We start from the raw sequence: 17,628 nt of genomic DNA on the forward strand, positions 1-17,628 counted from the left end.
TATGATTCCCGGACGTTCATCAGTCGCCCCTATGGGGATTCTTTCTCGCCTGCGTTCCGTTATGGCCGCAGATGCGACGGCTGAAACACGTCTGAAACTGGTGACCGACATCGTCGCAACCGACCTGGTTGCCGAAGTTTGTTCCATTTACATTATGCGCGCGGGCGAAGTTCTTGAACTGTTTGCGACCAAGGGTCTGAAACTGGATGCGGTCCATCTGACCCGTCTGCGCGTGGGCGAAGGTGTGGTTGGTGCCATTGCGGCGTCGGGACGTCCCTTAAATTTGCCCGAAGCGCAGGAACATCCTCAGTTTGCCTATCGCCCGGAAACGGGCGAAGACCTTTATCATTCCATGATGGGTGTGCCGATTCTGCGTGCAGGTCGGGTTTTGGGTGTTCTGGTTATTCAGAATAAGACACGCCGTCATTATACCGAAGAAGAAGTTGAAACCCTGCAAACCGTCGCCATGATCATTGGTGAACTGGTGGGCAGTGGTGAACTGGTCAATAAAGAAGAAACCCTGCCCACCGACGGTATCGCCATGCTGCCGTTGCGTCTGGAAGGTACAAGCCTGAACCCTGGACTTGGCATGGGCGAAGCCATCCTGCATGAACCGCGGGTGGTGATTTCCAAATTCGTGGCTGAAGACCCGGATCAGGAACTGGAACGTTTGCGTCAGGCACTAAGCGAAATGCACGGTGCACTGGACGATATGTTGCAGTCATCGGAAAGTCTGGATGATGAACATCGCGATATCCTTGAAACTTATCGCATGTTTGCTGAAGACGCCGGGTGGCTGGGCCGTATTCGCGAAGCCATCAAGTCCGGTCTGACCGCCGAAGCAGCCGTTCAAAAAGTTCATGATGATACCGAAGCCCGGATGGCCCAGGTGCAGGATCCTTATCTTCGTGAACGGGTCAATGACTTGCAGGATCTGGCCAACCGTTTGTTACAGCATCTGGTCGGTGTGGAAAAGTTGGCCCCGGAAGATATCCCGGAACATGCGGTCCTGATCGCGACCAATATGGGCCCGGCAGAATTGTTGGATTATGACCGCACCCGCCTGCGCGCGCTTGTGCTGGAAGAAGGTTCAGCCACATCTCACGTTGCCATTATTGCTCGTGCGCTGGATATTCCGGTAATCGGGCAGGTTAAAGGTGCTTTGGCGCGGATTGAACATGGTGATCCGATCATTGTTGATGGCAATAATGAACAGATTTTCATCCGCCCGGGTGATGATGTCTTGGGGGCTTTCAAGTCCAACGTTAAAGCCCGCCTGCGCCAGAAAGAATTATATGCCGCCCTTCGTGACCAGCCTGCTGTTTCCAAAGACGGTGTGGAAATGTCACTAAATGTGAACGCTGGCCTGCTGGTTGATCTGGAACATTTAAAAGAAAATAATGCCGACGGGATCGGTTTGTATCGAACTGAAATTCCGTTTATGTCGCGCTCGGAAATTCCCGGTGTGGAATCGCAGGTCTCTCTTTATAAAAAGATTATTGAGGAAGCTGAAGGCAAGCCTGTTGTGTTCCGCACATTGGATGCGGGCGGGGATAAAGTATTGCCTTACTGGGATGATCACGGGGAAGAAAACCCGGCCATGGGCTGGCGCGCCATCCGTGTGACGCTTGATCGTCCTTATCTGCTGCGCCAACAACTGCGCAGCCTTATTCGTGCCTCCGGTGGTGTGGAACTGAATGTCATGTTCCCCATGGTGGCGGAAGTGTCCGAATTCTTGCAGGCCCGTCGCCTGCTGGATATGGAGATTGAGCGCGAAAGCATCAAAGGCCATCGTTTGCCCAGCCGGGTAAATGTGGGGGTGATGCTGGAAGTACCCTCCTTGTTGTTCCAGTTGGATACACTCTTGCCGCATCTGGATTTCCTGTCGGTTGGATCGAACGATCTGTTCCAGTTCCTGTTTGCGTCTGATCGGGGTAACCCGCGTATTTCCGGGCGTTACGATACGTTGTCACCACCTGCCTTGGGGGCCTTGGCACAAGTGGTGGAACGTTGTAATCAGGCCGATGTGACCTTAAGCCTGTGTGGGGAAATGGGCGGGCGTCCACTGGAAGCCATGGCACTGGTCGGATTGGGCTTTAGAAAGCTTTCCATGTCCGCATCGGCTATTGGTCCGGTCAAGATGATGGTGCGGTCTTTGACCGTGTCGGATCTGGAAAAATTCATGAAGGAACAGATGGTGAAATCGAATCACAGTCTGCGATCCATCCTGCGCCAGTATGCAAAAGATCACGACATTATTATTTAAGTGATTGTTCCGTATACGGATTGTTAACAAAGCCCTCGTATAGTGGAAGCTTCAATAGGTCTAGAAAGTCGAAAAGATGATTAGAAACAAAGGGCGCACAGCACAGGCAGAACCGGTTAATCAGGGACCCGGTGTCAGTGAATTGTTGAAGACGACGCGGGAACGTGCCGGGCAGGAATTAAAGACTGTCGCGGATGTGTTGCGTATTCGTTATGTGTATCTTGAAGCCATTGAAGATGGCCGATTTGAAGATTTGCCGGGCAAAACCTATGTGGTTGGTTTTGTGCGTGCTTATGCTGAACATCTTGGTCTGGACGCGGAAGAAGTTGTCAAACGGTTCAAGGATGAAATCGCAGGACTTGAAGGCAAGGCCGAATTGGTTTTCCCATCGCCGGTGACCGAACAAAGTGTTCCCGGCGGTGCGCTTATTCTAATCAGTATTGTGATCATGGTTGCGGTTTACGGCGGTTGGTATTTTTTATCTTCACAAGACCGATCTGTTGCCGAATTGGTACCTGATCTACCTGCAAAATTTGCCGAAATGGTAGATAAGGTTAAAGACAATAAGTCCGAAGAAAAAGCCGAAGAAAAACCTGTTGAAGAAGCTGCCGTCGAAACAACTGAACCTGCCGAACCAGTAAGTGAAGCAGATACACAGGATATGGCCCAGGTTGCCCGGGCTGCTGTTGAAAAAGCAGAAAAAACCGCTGAAGAAGTCGTGACCTCTGTTGAAACGGTAAAAGTTGAAACCCCGGCCCCGGTTGTTGAAGAAGCTGAAGCGGCTGTGGAAGAAAAGACAGAAGACGTGGCTGAAACGGTTGAAGAAGTAACCGCAGAAGCTGCGGAAAAAGTTGAAGAAACAGCAGTTGTTGTTGAAGAAAAGGTTGAGGAAAAAGTCGAAGAAGCAACAACAGAAGTTGCGGCCGTTAGCGAAGCCCCTGCTGAACCTGAAACACCAGCCGAACCAGAAGTGGCCCCAGAGCCTGAGCCAGAACCAGAACCCGCCCAGCCGCAGGTGATGAAAGAAAAGATCGTTTTAAAAGCGATTGATTATGTCTGGATGCAGCTGGCCAACCCGGATGGTTCCATTGCAGGTCAGAAAGTTCTGGAAGAAGGCGACGAATTTGAAGTCCCGAATACTGTGGGTTTGATCCTGCGCACCGGGAATGCGGGCGGTCTGGAAGTTTATGTGGATGGTAAGAAGGCTCCATCATTGGGCGAGCCAGGCGATGTACGTAGCAATATCCAGATGAACCCGGAAAAGCTGCTGGCCGGAAAAGCGGTCGAAGGCTGATATCTCTAGACATGGTTAAATACATGCTCCATACACTTTATACTAATGATGTGTGGAGTGTGTATGTTCACTGAGTCTAAAAAAGAATTCCAAAGCTGGAGTGCCAAAAAGATTCATGAGTTTCAGGTCCGAGGTGATGGCATCTTGGACCCTTTCTGTATTTTCGATCCTAACAAGCTATATAACTATCTGTTTTGTGTTATCGGGGTTGCTATTTTTGCTCACGTCTCCTTTCTTATAAATGAGATGTATATTTTTCTACCGATCAGTTTTCTTATTTCGATAATTTTGTCCGGTGTCTTCCTGTTATGTCTGATGTTCTGGAACGTTTTTGATAAAAATAAAATCGAATTAGTTAGATCTGACTTTAAAAAGCCTGCAAAAGCATATTACATTTATTGTGTCGTCTTTTTACTCACTGCTATGGGGTTTTTGTTTGTAGGCTTTTATGAAATAGAATGTGCACGGGCGATGGTATGTAGCGACATTATAGATGTCGCTTTTTTCGTTGTATTTCTTCAAATTTCTGTTGTGTCAATCTTTCTCGTTATCCAGTGCTATCGGGCCTTAAATCTCTTGGAGGGGGCATGAAATCACCGAGAGGCATCTGCCTGACTTAGCCGAATGTTACGTTTTTGTAGAAGTCCTTTTTTCTGCCTTGAATATAGGCTATAACGCGCGTTCCTTTTAGTTATCCGGGAAATGAGCCGCCATATGTCTGTGCGTCCTTATCGAGATATTCAACGTCGTCCCTCACGTCAAATTCGGGTGGGTGATGTTCTGGTGGGTGGTGATGCACCTATCTCTGTTCAATCCATGACCAACACTCTGACCACGGATGTGGATGCGACCGTTAAACAGGTTCTGGCCCTGGAAGAAGCAGGGGCAGATATCGTGCGCATTTCTGTGCCGGATGAAGAATCATCTGCTGCCTTGAAAGACATCATCAAACAGGTGAATGTCCCCATCGTTGCCGACATCCATTTCCATTATAAACGCGGGATCGAAGCGGCCGAAGCGGGCGCGGCCTGTCTGCGCATCAATCCGGGCAATATCGGATCACCCGCGCGCGTGCGCGAAGTGGTCAAGGCCGCCAAGGATCATGGCTGTTCCATGCGCATTGGGGTAAACGCCGGATCGCTTGAAAAAGAACTGCTGGAAAAATATGGTGAGCCTTGCCCCGAAGCCATGGTGGAAAGCGCGCTGAACCATGCCAAAATTCTGGAAGATAACGACTTCTATGAATTCAAGATCAGTGTGAAAGCATCGGACGCTTTTTTGGGTGTCGCGGCTTACCAGGGTCTGGCAGATGCCTGTGATTACCCACTGCATCTCGGCATCACCGAAGCAGGTGGTTTACAGGCAGGTACTGTTTTGTCGTCCATCGGGATCGGTAACCTTCTATGGGCCGGAATTGGCGATACCTTGCGGGTATCTTTATCAGCCGATCCGGTTGAAGAAGTCAAAGTCGGTTTCCATATCCTGAAATCACTGGGGCTTCGTACCCGTGGGGTTCGCGTCATTTCCTGTCCATCCTGCGCCCGCCAAGGCTTTAACGTAGTGGAAACCGTGGCGGCTGTGGAAGAACGTCTGCAACATATCCGCACGCCCATGACGCTGTCCATCATCGGCTGTGTGGTAAATGGTCCGGGTGAGGCCCGCGAAACAGACCTGGGTCTGACAGGCGGCGGCGGGGACAGCCATAAAGTCTATGTGGCTGGGGTTCCCGACCACAACACATCAACCGAAGAAATGATCGACCATCTTGTGAAGCTTGTTGAAGACAAGGCCGAACAAATCGAAAAAGAGAAAGAGAATTCGTAAAATGAGCGCGTTAAAATCAGTCAAAGGCACCTATGATCTGCTTCCAAAAGACAAGGCCGTGCATCGCCATGTCTCTGAAACCGCGCGCCTTGTGGCAGAACGGTTCGGTTTTAACGAAGCGGTGACACCGATCTTTGAACTCTCCGAAGTTTTCTCGCGAACACTGGGGGAAACATCGGATGTTGTCACCAAAGAAATGTATTCCTTTGAGACCAAGGGCGGGGATAAAATTACCCTGCGTCCGGAAGGCACAGCAGGGATTTGTCGTTCTTTCATTTCTAACGGGTTACACCATCAAACTCCTGTAAAGCAGTTCTATTACGGCCCGATGTTCCGCTATGAGAACCCTCAAAAAGGGCGTCAGCGTCAATTCCATCAGGTTGGGATGGAATTGATCGGTGTGGAAACACCCCAAGCCGATGTGGAAGTCATCGCAGCAGGCTATCAGTTCCTGAAAGAGCTGGGCTTTGCAGATGACATCACGCTGGAACTGAACAGTCTGGGTGATAAGGAAAGCCGCAGCAATTATCGTGAAAAGCTGGTGGCCTATTTCAGCCAGTTTGAAGATCAATTGTCTGAAGACAGCAAGAACCGTCTGAAAACCAACCCGTTGCGTATCCTGGATTCCAAGGATAAAGGCGATAAGGAATTGGTGAAAGACGCGCCGATCCTGAGCGAATGCCTGAACGAGAAATCACTAGAATTCTATACTGCGGTGAAACATGGGCTTGACCTTCTGGGTGTGCCCTATGTGGAAAATTCCCGTCTGGTGCGTGGCCTTGATTATTACTGCCACACGGCTTTTGAATTTACCACCACGACGCTGGGTGCACAGGGCACCGTTTTGGCAGGTGGGCGCTATGACGATCTGATCAAAATGATGGGTGGCCCGCAGGTTCCAGGTGTGGGCTGGGCATCAGGTGTGGAACGTCTGGCGCTGATGATGGGCGAAGACAGTGTGGAATTGCCGCGCCCAATCGTGATGATCCCGGTCTCTGCGGCGCAACAGGATGAAGCGTTGAAACTGTCACACACCTTGCGCACAGAAGGCTTCATCATTGATCAGGGCTACAGCGGGAATATGAAAAAACGTCTGAACCGCGCCAATAAAGCCAACGCACGTGCGGCCATTTTGATGGGTGAAGACGAATTGGCGCGGGGCTGTGTAACGGTGCGTGATCTGGAAAGCGGCGAACAAAGTGAAGTATCGCTGGACGATCTGGTCTCAAATCTGGCACAGTTCAAATAAGAATAAGTAAGAATTCAGGGACAGTATGAGCGGTCTATTTTCAAGTGATGCAAAAGTGTTGGTGATTGGGGCAAACCATCGTTCCAGCTCCCTTGCCTTGCGTGACCGCCTGTTTCTGGACGAGGCGGAAGTCATCCCGTTTCTGGATCGCCTGAAAGCGGCCGGGGTGGAACAGTCGCTTGTGGTGTCCACCTGTGATCGGGTCGAAGTCCATGCGGTGGATCACAATCCAGACAAAGCCATAGGGCTGATTATCGATATTCTGGCCGAACGGGCGGAACTGGATGTGGAAACCATCCGCAGCCAGCTTTACATCTATCAGGATCAGGAAGCCGTGCGTCACATTTTCCGCGTGACGGCTTCGCTCGATAGCTTGATGGTGGGTGAACCGCAGGTCGTGGGGCAAGTAAAAGATGCGCACCGATGGGCGGTGGAAGCTGGCACGGTAGGGACTGAGCTGGAACGGATTTTTCAGGCAGCTTACGGCACAGCCAAGCGGGTACGTTCTGAAACGGCTGTGGGCGAACGTCCGGTTTCGATAGCTTCTGTTGCTGTTCAAATCGCAAAAGAACTGCATGGGGACCTGGATCGATGCCGGGGTCTGTTGATCGGCGCAGGTGACATGGGTGAATTGACGGCCCAGAACCTGATCGAAGCGGGCCTGAAGGATTTTACCTGTATCCATTCTTTCGATGGGCGGGCAAAGATGATTGCGCGGAACCTTTCGTGTCATGCTGAAAGTTTTGACGCGCGCGACCGACTGGCCGCAGAAGCCGATATCATTCTGACCTCCATGAACAAACGTTCACGCGTGGTCACGAAGGACATGGTGGCCTATGCGTTGAAAGTGCGTAAAAACAAACCGATTTTCCTGATCGATACAGGCATTCCCGGGGATATCGATCCGGGTGTAAATGATGTGGATGGTGCATTCCTTTATGATCTGCATGATCTGGAACAAGTTGCCATGGAAGGCCGCGCATCGCGTGAAGCCGAAGCCCGTGCAGCTGCCACCATTTTGGAAAAAGATTTGAACGAGTTCTTTAAAGGGAAAGAAGAACGCGTTGCCGTCCCGCTGGTGACATCGCTGCGTGATCGGTTTGAACAGGAACGCCAGTCCGTTCTGGCTTCCTGCGGTGATGATGCAGATAAAGCAACGCGCCTTTTGATCAATCGTTTGCTGCACACCCCCAGCGAAGAATTACGCAGTTTGGCTGCGCTCAATAAAAAGAAAGAATGGGAAAAGGCTTCGGATTTAATCTCCAAGCTGTTCCTTAAGGAGAAATAGACGTGAGTTTTCAGGAAACCTTAAGCCAAGTGGTGAACCGCCATGAGGAGCTGGAGGCATTGATGGCGGACGCATCAAGCATGGATGCGGCTGATTTTACAAAAATGTCCAAGGAGTATGCCGACCTGACCCCGGTTGTGGAAGCGGTAAAAACTCTGCGTTCCGCACAGGATGAGATCGAAGAATGCTCTCAGCTGATCGCCGACCCCGACTGTGATGCAGAGATGAAAGAACTGGCGGAAGCCGAATTTCATGAACTGAAAAAGACCATCCCTGAACTGGAACGCGGTGTGCAACTGATGCTGCTGCCCAAGGATGAAGCGGATGAGAAAAACGCCATCCTTGAAATCCGTGCAGGTACAGGCGGGGATGAGGCTGCGCTGTTTGCAGCGGACCTTTATCGCATGTATCAGCGTTATGCTGAACGTCTGGGCTGGAAGTTTGAACTGCTGGACGTCAATGAAATCGGCATTGGTGGCTTCAAGGAAGTTTCCGTCGCTATTACCGGGAAAAATGTGTTTGCCCGTTTCAAATATGAATCCGGTGTGCACCGTGTGCAACGTGTGCCAGCCACCGAAAGCGGGGGGCGTATTCACACCTCGGCAGCAACTGTGGCCGTTCTGCCCGAAGCGGAAGATGTGGACATCAAGATTGAAACCAAAGATTTGCGCATCGATACGTACCGTTCCCAGGGCGCGGGTGGTCAGCACGTAAACACTACCGATTCTGCGGTTCGGATTACGCACATCCCAACAGGTCTGGTTACCCAATGTCAGGACAACAAGTCTCAGCATAAAAACAAAGACCAGGCCATGAAGATGATGCGTGCGAAACTTTATGATCATGAACGCCAGCAACTGGATGACGAACGAGCTGCAGACCGGAAAAGTCAGGTGGGGTCGGGTGACCGCTCTGAACGTATCCGCACCTATAATTTCCCGCAAGGCCGGATCTCGGATCACCGCATCAACCTGACCCTTTATCGTCTGGAAGAAATTCTGCAAGGTGATATGGATGAGGTGATTGACGCTTTGATCGCAGAAGATCAGGCACAGAAACTGGCGGAATTGTCATAAGTTTTAAGGAAAAACGTCATTGCGCGCTTGTTGCGCGATAATGGGAAAATTCAGGTTTCCTGCCTCAACCCATAACCCCGCAACATGTGCGGGGTGACGATGATTGGTAATGTGATGACCACTATCGGCAATGAACTCCAACATTTAGCAAAGCAACTTGAAAGCGCTGGCATCGACAATGCCCGTTTCGAAGCGCGCTTGTTGCTGGAACATGTGCTGAATGTGGAAACCCAAATCCTGATCGCCTATCCAGAACGCGATATTGCAGATGAACATGCGCAGGAACTGGAAAGGCTGCTTGCGCGTCGTATTTCACGTGAACCGATGTCGCATATTCTGGGGTATCGTGAATTCTGGTCGCTGAAGTTTAAAGTCACCAAAGACACCCTGACCCCCAGACCGGACAGTGAAACCCTAATTGATGCGGTGCTCAGCCATCTTCCAGATTCGAATAAAGCGTTAGACGTTCTTGATCTGGGTGTGGGTACAGGCTGTTTGTTGCTGTCTGTTTTGTCGGAATATAAAAATGCACGTGGTCTTGGCATTGATATCAGCGAAGGGGCTTTATCTGTTGCGAAAGAGAATGCGAAAAACCTGAACCTTGGAGATCGCACAGATTTTCGCCTTGGCAACTGGGGTGAAAATATTGATCAGACGTTTGATCTGATCCTGTCCAATCCACCTTATATTCCGCTGACGGATAAACCGGCGTTAGAGCCGGAAGTGATTGATCATGAACCTGCTTCTGCGCTTTTTGCAGGTGAGGATGGTCTGGATGATTATCGCCTGTTGGCAGAACAGTTTCCCACACTCTTAAAAGATGATGGACTTGCAGTGATTGAGCTTGGGATCGGGCAGTCAGATGAGGTGGCGGAGCTGTGGATGTGTGCCGGATTAGAGGTCATTGGGCGACCAAAAGACCTTGGCGGGATTGTGCGCTGCCATATTATTCGCAAAAAATCGTAAAAAAGGCTTGGAAACTGGCCCAAACCCCTTTAGGTTGGAGGGGTAACGGACACAGATTTAAGCCGCTTGAGACAAAAATATCGCTCAAGGCATTTTGAAGACGATGGCGGCTGGTGATTTTTCCGTAAATTAGCAAAATTTCCAAAATATAACAGACGCCATAAGGGCTGACGTGTTCTGTATTTAGACAAATATTTTGGGAAACGGGTTTACCTCTTTTTTAAAATCAGGATCCATGAGACAAGGTTCCAATAATCAAAGAAATTCGCGTGGACGTGGCCGGGGTCACAACCACAATCATAACCGTCGTCATAACCACGGCGGTAACCGTAATCAGAATTTTGACAGCAACGGACCATCCGGGCGTATTCGCGGTAATGCCAAGCAGATTTATGAAAAATATCTGCAACAGGCGAAAGACGCGATCTCTGCTGGTGACCGTGTGCTTGCGGAAAGCCTGTATCAGCATGCCGACCACTATGGCCGGATCGCTGCACAATTTGCACCAAAGCCAAAACCGGAAGAACAGCCTGCCCCTGCGGAAGTAGCTGATGAAGCTGCGACAGAAGAATCTGCAGAAGCTGAAGCGCCCGCTGCAGAAGCGGTGGCTGTTGAAATTCAGGATGGCGATGCTGCCCCTGCAGAAGAAGCAGAAGCGGCAGAGGTTAAAGAAGAAGCTGTGGAAGAAAAGCCAAAGCGCCGCACAACACGTCGCGCGCCACGCAAAAAAGCAGCTGAAGAAGATAAGCCAAAGCTTGGCGGTGGCTCCAACGCTGTGCCTGACTTCCTTGCCCGTCCGGTAGATGTGGATGGCGAAGACGCTGCCCCTGCTGCTGAAAAGGCAGAGGAAGAAGAAAAGCCCAAACGTCGCACACGCAAGACCACAACCACGCGTAAGACGACAACGACCCGCACGCGTCGCAAAAAAGCTGATGCTGCGGCGGAAGAAGGGACAGATAAAGAAGCTGTATAATCAGTTATTCTTTGTTGAACTGTTTGAGAAAAGGTCTGCCTTCGGGCGGACCTTTTTTTGTTCCCCGGCGAAGGCCGGGGTCTCTGAAATGGTAGTTACGCGCATTCAGGAGGCCCCGGCTTTTGCCGGGACACGTGTTACTGCAACGGAATAAACTGCCCCAAAACCCAGATGGTCACAGGGATGGAGAGAAAGGCAAACAAGGTCTGTTGCGTGATTAAAGACGCCATCATCTCATGATCGCCACCCAATTGGCGCGCGAGGATATAAGACGAGGGTGCTGTTGGGGTGGATAGAAACAGAATGAGGGTTGCAGCCGTAATCCCGTTCAGCCCAAAGAGATAACAACAGACCGCTGCAATCACAGGCTTGAAGGCAAATTGCACGAAGCCTGCAAAAATTGAAAGTCCGCGATCTTTAAACAGATTGGAAAACTGCAGGGCAGCGCCAACCGTGATGAGGGCAATTGGCAGGCTGGCGCGCCCCAGAACTTCCATGGAAGCAAAAATGGCTGCGGGCAGGCTGAGGCCGGAGACATTGATGGACCAGCCGAGGACACAGCCCATGATCAGCGGATTTTTGATGATTTGCAGGAATACGGTTTTCAGAATATTGCCCTGTGCCTTGATGGTTAGTGAAAAGGTGGTGACGCAGAGCAGGTTGATTAGGACAATCATGAAGCCGGAACATAAAGCACCAATGACAACCCCTTCCGCGCCAAACAATCCTTGGGCGACCGATAGACCGACAAAGGTGTTAAACCTCACCCCTCCCTGAAAGATAGAGGTGAAGCTTTGGGCGCTCAGGTTCTTGAAGAAATTTTTGCTCAGCCAGAAAAAGACAGCCGCCAGCAGGATGGGGATATCGACGGCTAAAGCAATTTCCTGCCAGGGCATATGGTCGATGCTTTTGCTGGCAAGCACATAAACCAACAGGATCGGCGTCAGCACATAATAGCTGAGTTTTTCAAGCGCAGGCCAGATGGCGGGGTCAAAGAAATTAATGCGTTTCAAAAGGGTGCCGACAAAGATCAGACAGATAATCGGGATCAAAGCATTAACAGCGACAGACATGACAACCTCAAAACATCAAAGGGGGGATGTCATAGTCTTACGCTTAAAAAATAATAAATAAAAGTTTATAAAATTTACGATTAACTTAAGTTTTATTTATGGAAAGGGCTTGCAATCGCTCAAGGAAAGTTTCAATGACGCTTTGCCAACGGCTGTCGGTTTTTGAAATGATGCCGATGGTACGATAAAAAGTCGGGTTAAACGGCACCAGTTTCATCGTCTTGGCAACCTCAATCTGGCGACTTTTCGGCAGGGAAACAATTGCGACTCCGAGGGAGGCCTCGGCCATACGCAAGGTGGCTTCCAGCGAGTCAAGCTCCATGGTTTCGCGGGTGGCAATGCCGTCTTGTCTTAAGCGACGTGCCACCATGCGCCCGGCCCAGGCCTGGCGATCAAAACACACATAGGGATGATTGCTGAGCAGGTCTTTGGGCGTATTTTCGGCAGAATCTTTGGGTGCGGCGACAAAAAATTCTTCTTCAATATAAGGCTGCCAGGAAAGGGTGCTGGGAAGGATTGATTGCGGGGCAGTGGTGATGGCAAAATCCAGTTGGCCCAGATCAACAGCTGTCGCCAGTTCTGCTGATAGGCCGCTTTTGATGCTGATCTGCAGGAAGGGGTGATCATCCTGAATTTCACGGATGACGCTGGGCAGCGGATTGACCTGCACCGTGTTGATGGAACCGATGACCAAAGGCCCGCTGAAGGTCTCATCCTGATGGATAATGCCTTTGAGCTGATCATAATGCTGCACGATCTTTTCCGCTTCTGCCAAAAGTGCATGTCCCCGGGTGTTCAATTGCGGCTTATGGGCGGATCGATCAAACAGTGCGGTTTCCATTTCTTCTTCCAGCTTTTTGATCTGCAGGCTGATGGCGGCCTGGGTCAGGCCCAGTTTGTTGGAAGCCGCAGCAAAACTGCCTTCCTTGGCAATGGTGATCAGTGTGCGCAGTGCCCGGATTGACATGGCTTATTCATACTCGCTCAGATAAATGGCGATGGCTTTCAGGTCATCCTTGGTCAGTTTGGATGTTGTCTTACCTATTACATGTCCCATGGATCCGCCTAAGAAATCCCCGTCCGGCTTCATCCCCATGCGCAAGGCCATAAAGAATTCCTGCATCTTCCATTTTGGGATCATGTGGGGGACTTTCTCTTTATCTGGTCCCTTCGGATTCCCTGTGAATTTCTGATCCATATCCAGCCCGCCAAACCTGTTGCGTGGCGTATGACATTCCCCGCAGTGGGCCGGGCCATTGACGATATAGGCTCCCCGGTTCCATTCATCAGATTTTTCAGGATTGGCAGTGAAGGTTTCATCATCAAAGAACATCATTTTCCAGCCGAACATCAAAAAACGCAGGTTGAACGGAAAATCCAGATCATGATCCGGCACCACATTTTTGATGGGTTCAACTGTATCCAGATAAGCTTTCAGATCGATGAGGTCCTGGCTGTTCATTTTGGCGTAGGATGTATAGGGAAAGGATGGGAAATAGTGCGACCCCTCTGGCGAAATCCCTTCGGTCATCGCAGTGATAAAATCATCATCCGACCAGCCGCCGATCCCGGTATCCGGGTCTGGCGTGATGTTGGGGACATAGAAGGTTCCAAACGGTGTTTTTAACGCATGGCCGCCAGCGAGATCCGCATTTTTTGTCTTGGGCGTTTTATGGCAAGACACACAGCCGCCCATATGCATCACATATTTTCCCTTTTTCACATCACCCGCCGCAGAGGCCGGAAGGGAAAAGCTTGTGAGTATGAAAAGACTGAGAAGAAGGCGGATCATGTTCGAGGCTCCAAACCTGTCATCCCTGCGCAGGCAGGGGTCTCGTTTTTGGCAGAGTCAGATTCCTGCCTTTGCAGGAATGACGATGGGGAAGACTATTCTTTCTTCTTGCGGAAGTTCGTGTGGCATTGTTTGCAGTTGTTGGACATTTTGATAAAGGCGTCGGTCAGTTCAAAATCTTCTTCATCACGGGCCAATTGGGCCAATCCACCGGCATCTTCTGACAGACTACGCATCTGGCCTACGAATTTTTCCCAATCTGTCCATATGTTTGGTGTGGCTTCTGATACATCAGAGATACTGCCTTCGGGGAATTTCAGGATCACTTTTTTCGCCGCTTGCTGAATGGCCATGGCGCCGGTTTCAACAGCCTTGAGGTCCATATCCGCTGATCCCATGGCGATAGGGGCAATGGCTTTGGTGTTTTTTGCGATGATTTTCATCAGGTCCATACGTTCTTTCACGACCCCCATGGCACCATCATGGGCCTGAGCAGAATTCAGGGAAAAGAGCGATGCGGAAAGCGCGGTAATCACCAGAGTTTTGCGGAACATTTGTAACCTCATATTGGGAAAATTATGATTATTCTAAGATTGTGAAAAACATTGCCAGAAAATAGACCCTTGCGCAACTAAGGGCTTGAGACATATTCTGTTTTATAAGCTTCTTGTTTGCTAAAAGGGCAAGCGGGACTTACGCAAACCGACAGAGGTTTCCAACAAAGTTGCTTCTTAAGAAGGACGAAAGAATGGAAATTGTCGATAACCATAAGGTTTGAGAAAATGAATATCGAAAAATATACTGAACGTGCGCAAGGTTTTATCCAGTCCGCACAGCAATTGGCCCTGCGTGAAAATCACCAACGGTTCACGCCGGAACATCTTTTAAAAGTCCTGCTTGATGATGAAGAAGGTCTGGCTGCCCAACTGATCGAAGCGGCAGGCGGTAAACATAAAGCCGCGCGCAAAGCCAATGAACGCAGCCTAAACGCTATCCCGAAAGTGGAAGGCAGTGGGGCTGGCAATCTGTATCTGTCCAGCGAAATTGCCAAATTGTTTCAGGCCGCAGAAGAAGCCGCTGATAAAGCAGGCGACGATTTTGTCACCGCTGAAATGTTGCTGTTGGCTTGCGCGTTAAATGCGGGTTCCCCTGCCGCAAGCGCCCTGAAAGAAGCAGGCGTCAGCCCACAGAACTTAAACGGGGCGATCAATGCCATGAGGAAGGGGCGCAAAGCGACCTCAAGCAATGCGGAAAACAATTTCGATGCATTGAAAAAATATGCCCGCGATCTGACAGCAGCTTCCAGTGAAGGTAAACTTGATCCGGTCATTGGGCGCGACGAAGAAATCCGCCGTACCATCCAGGTCCTGTCACGTCGCACCAAGAATAACCCGGTGCTGATCGGGGAACCGGGCGTGGGGAAAACGGCCATTATTGAAGGGCTTGCCAACCGGATTGTTCAGGGCGACGTCCCGGAATCACTGGCTGATAAAAAGCTGCTGGTCCTTGATCTGGGGGCATTGGTTGCAGGGGCTAAATTCCGTGGAGAATTTGAAGAACGATTGAAAGCCGTGTTGGAAGAAGTCAGCTCCAGCAACGGGGAAATCATCCTCTTCATTGATGAGATGCACACCCTTGTTGGGGCGGGTGCCTCTGAAGGATCCATGGATGCGTCTAACCTGTTAAAGCCAGCCTTGGCGCGCGGGGAACTCCATTGTGTGGGGGCGACTACGCTTAATGAATATCGTAAATATGTGGAAAAAGATGCCGCATTTGCGCGCCGTTTCCAGCCTGTTTATGTGTCTGAACCGACGGTCGAAGATTCCATCTCTATCCTGCGCGGTATCAAGGAAAAATACGAACTTCACCACGGCGTTCGTATTACCGACAGTGCGCTTGTGTCTGCTGCCACATTGTCCAATCGCTATATTACTGACCGTTTCTTACCGGACAAAGCCATTGATCTGATGGATGAAGCGGCCTCGCGTTTGCGCATGGAAGTGGATTCAAAGCCTGAAGAAATTGATGAGCTGGATCGTCGGATCATTCAGTTGAAGATTGAGCGCGAAGCTTTGAAGAAAGAAACCGATCAGGCTTCTCAAGACCGCTTGGCCGATATCATTAAGGACCTGGAAGACCTGGAGATTAAATCCGGGACGCTCACGGCTAAATGGCGCGATGAAAAAGAAGCTTTGGCTGATGCAACCAAGGTGAAGGAAAAGCTGGAACAGGCCCGCATTGATGTGGAAATTGCCCAACGTGAAGGCAAGCTGGAAGTGGCTTCCAAACTGCTTTACGGTGAAATCCCGGCCCTTGAAGAACAGCTTGAAAAAGCGGAAAACTCCCAGAAAGATCAGGCCATCGAACAGGCTGTGGCCGATGAACATATCGCATCGGTCGTCTCGCGCTGGACAGGTGTTCCGGTCGATAAACTTCTGCAGGGGGAGCGCGACAAGTTGGTGCAGATGGAAGAAAAACTGGGCGATCGGGTGATCGGTCAGGCAGAAGCCTTACAGGCGGTCTCAGATGCCGTGCGCCGATCTCGTGCGGGTTTGCAGGATCCGAACCGCCCTATTGGCTCCTTCCTCTTCCTTGGTCCCACAGGTGTGGGGAAGACGGAACTGACCAAGGCTTTGGCTGAATTCATGTTTGATGACGAACAGGCCATGGTCCGCATCGATATGTCGGAATATATGGAAAAGCATGCCGTTGCCCGCCTGATAGGGGCGCCTCCTGGCTATGTGGGGTACGAAGAAGGCGGGGCTTTGACCGAAGCCGTGCGTCGTCGCCCTTATCAGCTTGTCCTGTTTGACGAGATTGAAAAAGCACACCCCGATGTGTTTAACGTGTTGTTGCAGGTTCTGGATGAAGGCCGCCTGACCGATGGGCAGGGCCGCACCGTGGATTTCAAGAACACGTTGATCATTATGACATCCAACCTGGGCGCAGAAATCATGGCTGCGCAGGAAGAAGGTCATGATTCTTCTGAGATTCGTTCAGAGGTGATGGAGATCGTTCAAGCCTCCTTCCGTCCTGAATTCTATAACCGTCTGGATGAAGTTATCCTCTTTCACCGTCTGTTCCGTGAACATATGGATGGTATCGTTAAAATTCAGCTCGGCCGCATGGAAAGCCTGCTGACGGATCGCAAGATCGCGTTGGACATTGATCGTAAAGCTTTGGATTGGTTGGCCGATCAGGGCTATGATCCGGCCTATGGCGCGCGTCCTCTCAAACGGGTAATTCAAAAATCTCTGAAAAACCCGCTGGCTGTTCTTATGCTGGAAGGCAAGGTCATGGATGGGGACGAGGTCAGGCTCAGTGCGGATGATCGCGGTCTTCTGATCAACGGACATTCAGAAGCAGACCTCTAGAAAAAAGGAAAGGGCCCTCAGTTTTGCTGGGGGCCTTATTGCGATGATCCCCAAATATCCCAAAACCTTTCATTTGCCCTTTTCAAAGCAAATTCACAGTGATGATAAAACTCATCAGGACCCAGCGTTTTTTACCAACCGTCGAGTCATTGTCACTGAAAAAATTGATGGGGGAAACACGGGGATACATCACGGCAAGCTCTATGCCCGCTCAACCGGGCAGGAAGCGACTGCACCCTGGTTTGGCCTGACACGTAAACATCATGTCTGGAAAACACAAAGCCATCCGGACCTTATCTTCTATGGTGAAGATTACGCCGCTGTGCATTCCGTAGTTTATGAAGCGCAGGCCGAAGATGATTTGGTAATACCCCCATTTTTAGGGGGCTTCAGAAGTAGACAGTTATGCAGCCCTTTGGATTGACTGCAGCAATTTCTGTTTTGGCGTTATGC

14 protein-coding genes and 1 pseudogene are annotated in these 17,628 nt (G+C 50.4%); 11 read left to right on the forward strand and 4 right to left on the reverse strand.

Going from position 1 to position 17,628, the window contains the following annotated elements; all coding sequences use genetic code 11:
• Position 1: 1 nt before the first annotated feature.
• The 9 genes and pseudogenes from ptsP (at position 2) to RYZ26_RS09270 (ending at position 10,936) form a co-directional block, all read left to right on the forward strand.
• Positions 2–2,266, forward strand: coding sequence for a phosphoenolpyruvate--protein phosphotransferase (gene ptsP / locus RYZ26_RS09235; protein ID WP_317682907.1), 2,265 nt, complete (start codon positions 2–4; stop codon positions 2,264–2,266).
• A gap of 76 nt (positions 2,267–2,342) precedes the next feature.
• Positions 2,343–2,582: pseudogene (locus RYZ26_RS19950) on the forward strand (helix-turn-helix domain-containing protein); the annotation flags it as partial.
• Between the two features lie 132 nt (positions 2,583–2,714).
• Positions 2,715–3,560 carry a DUF4115 domain-containing protein gene (locus RYZ26_RS09240; RefSeq protein ID WP_411576860.1) on the forward strand — a complete coding sequence of 282 codons (846 nt, stop codon included), beginning with the start codon at positions 2,715–2,717 and terminating at the stop codon, positions 3,558–3,560.
• A 714-nt stretch (positions 3,561–4,274) separates the two neighbouring features.
• Entirely contained in the window at positions 4,275–5,384 is a 1,110-nt protein-coding gene (gene ispG / locus RYZ26_RS09245) for a flavodoxin-dependent (E)-4-hydroxy-3-methylbut-2-enyl-diphosphate synthase (RefSeq protein ID WP_317682909.1), read from the forward strand.
• Position 5,385: 1 nt separating this feature from the next.
• The gene (gene hisS, locus RYZ26_RS09250) at positions 5,386–6,633 is read left to right on the forward strand and encodes a histidine--tRNA ligase (protein WP_317682910.1); all 1,248 of its coding nucleotides are present in this window, start codon (positions 5,386–5,388) and stop codon (positions 6,631–6,633) included.
• A 25-nt stretch (positions 6,634–6,658) separates the two neighbouring features.
• Positions 6,659–7,921 (forward strand): glutamyl-tRNA reductase, encoded by a 1,263-nt coding sequence (gene hemA, locus RYZ26_RS09255; RefSeq protein WP_317682911.1) that lies wholly within the window; start codon positions 6,659–6,661, stop codon positions 7,919–7,921.
• 2 nt (positions 7,922–7,923) lie between these two features.
• Positions 7,924–8,997, forward strand: a complete 1,074-nt coding sequence (prfA, locus tag RYZ26_RS09260; protein ID WP_317682912.1) for a peptide chain release factor 1 — start codon at positions 7,924–7,926, stop codon at positions 8,995–8,997.
• A 99-nt stretch (positions 8,998–9,096) separates the two neighbouring features.
• Positions 9,097–9,963 carry a peptide chain release factor N(5)-glutamine methyltransferase gene (prmC, locus tag RYZ26_RS09265; protein ID WP_317682913.1) on the forward strand — a complete coding sequence of 289 codons (867 nt, stop codon included), beginning with the start codon at positions 9,097–9,099 and terminating at the stop codon, positions 9,961–9,963.
• A 235-nt stretch (positions 9,964–10,198) separates the two neighbouring features.
• Complete coding sequence (locus RYZ26_RS09270) at positions 10,199–10,936, forward strand: DUF4167 domain-containing protein (RefSeq protein WP_317682914.1); 738 nt, start codon at positions 10,199–10,201, stop codon at positions 10,934–10,936.
• Between the two features lie 137 nt (positions 10,937–11,073).
• Here RYZ26_RS09270 and RYZ26_RS09275 read toward each other — a convergent pair whose 3' ends face one another.
• From RYZ26_RS09275 to RYZ26_RS09290, 4 genes are all read right to left on the reverse strand, one after another.
• On the reverse strand, positions 11,074–12,009 hold the full coding sequence (locus tag RYZ26_RS09275) for an AEC family transporter (RefSeq protein WP_317682915.1): 936 nt from the start codon (positions 12,007–12,009) through the stop codon (positions 11,074–11,076).
• Between the two features lie 85 nt (positions 12,010–12,094).
• Complete coding sequence (locus RYZ26_RS09280) at positions 12,095–12,976, reverse strand: LysR family transcriptional regulator (protein WP_317682916.1); 882 nt, start codon at positions 12,974–12,976, stop codon at positions 12,095–12,097.
• A gap of 3 nt (positions 12,977–12,979) precedes the next feature.
• Complete coding sequence (locus RYZ26_RS09285; RefSeq protein WP_317682917.1) at positions 12,980–13,801, reverse strand: c-type cytochrome; 822 nt, start codon at positions 13,799–13,801, stop codon at positions 12,980–12,982.
• Positions 13,802–13,896: 95 nt separating this feature from the next.
• Positions 13,897–14,355, reverse strand: a complete 459-nt coding sequence (locus tag RYZ26_RS09290; protein ID WP_317682918.1) for a c-type cytochrome — start codon at positions 14,353–14,355, stop codon at positions 13,897–13,899.
• A 228-nt stretch (positions 14,356–14,583) separates the two neighbouring features.
• On the opposite strand from RYZ26_RS09290, the gene clpB reads away from it, so the two are divergent.
• Together clpB and RYZ26_RS09300 are read left to right on the forward strand one after the other, a co-directional pair.
• Positions 14,584–17,175, forward strand: coding sequence for an ATP-dependent chaperone ClpB (clpB, locus tag RYZ26_RS09295; RefSeq protein WP_317682919.1), 2,592 nt, complete (start codon positions 14,584–14,586; stop codon positions 17,173–17,175).
• A gap of 43 nt (positions 17,176–17,218) precedes the next feature.
• Complete coding sequence (locus tag RYZ26_RS09300) at positions 17,219–17,599, forward strand: RNA ligase family protein (RefSeq protein WP_317682920.1); 381 nt, start codon at positions 17,219–17,221, stop codon at positions 17,597–17,599.
• Positions 17,600–17,628: the final 29 nt, after the last annotated feature.

It is taken from the genome of Terasakiella sediminum, assembly GCF_033100395.1.
Classification (GTDB): domain Bacteria; phylum Pseudomonadota; class Alphaproteobacteria; order Rhodospirillales; family Terasakiellaceae; genus Terasakiella.

What these genes read in the sequence shown, in the direction of transcription:
- ispG (WP_317682909.1), top strand. Translation starts at nt 4,275, where the DNA reads ATGTCTGTGCGTCCTTATCGAGATATTCAACGTCGTCCCTCACGTCAA.
- RYZ26_RS09300 (WP_317682920.1), top strand. Translation starts at nt 17,219, where the DNA reads ATGATCCCCAAATATCCCAAAACCTTTCATTTGCCCTTTTCAAAGCAA.
- RYZ26_RS09280 (WP_317682916.1), bottom strand. Translation starts at nt 12,976, where the DNA reads ATGTCAATCCGGGCACTGCGCACACTGATCACCATTGCCAAGGAAGGC.
- hisS (WP_317682910.1), top strand. Translation starts at nt 5,386, where the DNA reads ATGAGCGCGTTAAAATCAGTCAAAGGCACCTATGATCTGCTTCCAAAA.
- ptsP (WP_317682907.1), top strand. Translation starts at nt 2, where the DNA reads ATGATTCCCGGACGTTCATCAGTCGCCCCTATGGGGATTCTTTCTCGC.
- clpB (WP_317682919.1), top strand. Translation starts at nt 14,584, where the DNA reads ATGAATATCGAAAAATATACTGAACGTGCGCAAGGTTTTATCCAGTCC.
- RYZ26_RS09240 (WP_411576860.1), top strand. Translation starts at nt 2,715, where the DNA reads ATGGTTGCGGTTTACGGCGGTTGGTATTTTTTATCTTCACAAGACCGA.
- hemA (WP_317682911.1), top strand. Translation starts at nt 6,659, where the DNA reads ATGAGCGGTCTATTTTCAAGTGATGCAAAAGTGTTGGTGATTGGGGCA.
- RYZ26_RS09270 (WP_317682914.1), top strand. Translation starts at nt 10,199, where the DNA reads ATGAGACAAGGTTCCAATAATCAAAGAAATTCGCGTGGACGTGGCCGG.
- prmC (WP_317682913.1), top strand. Translation starts at nt 9,097, where the DNA reads ATGATTGGTAATGTGATGACCACTATCGGCAATGAACTCCAACATTTA.
- RYZ26_RS09275 (WP_317682915.1), bottom strand. Translation starts at nt 12,009, where the DNA reads ATGTCTGTCGCTGTTAATGCTTTGATCCCGATTATCTGTCTGATCTTT.
- RYZ26_RS09285 (WP_317682917.1), bottom strand. Translation starts at nt 13,801, where the DNA reads ATGATCCGCCTTCTTCTCAGTCTTTTCATACTCACAAGCTTTTCCCTT.
- RYZ26_RS09290 (WP_317682918.1), bottom strand. Translation starts at nt 14,355, where the DNA reads ATGTTCCGCAAAACTCTGGTGATTACCGCGCTTTCCGCATCGCTCTTT.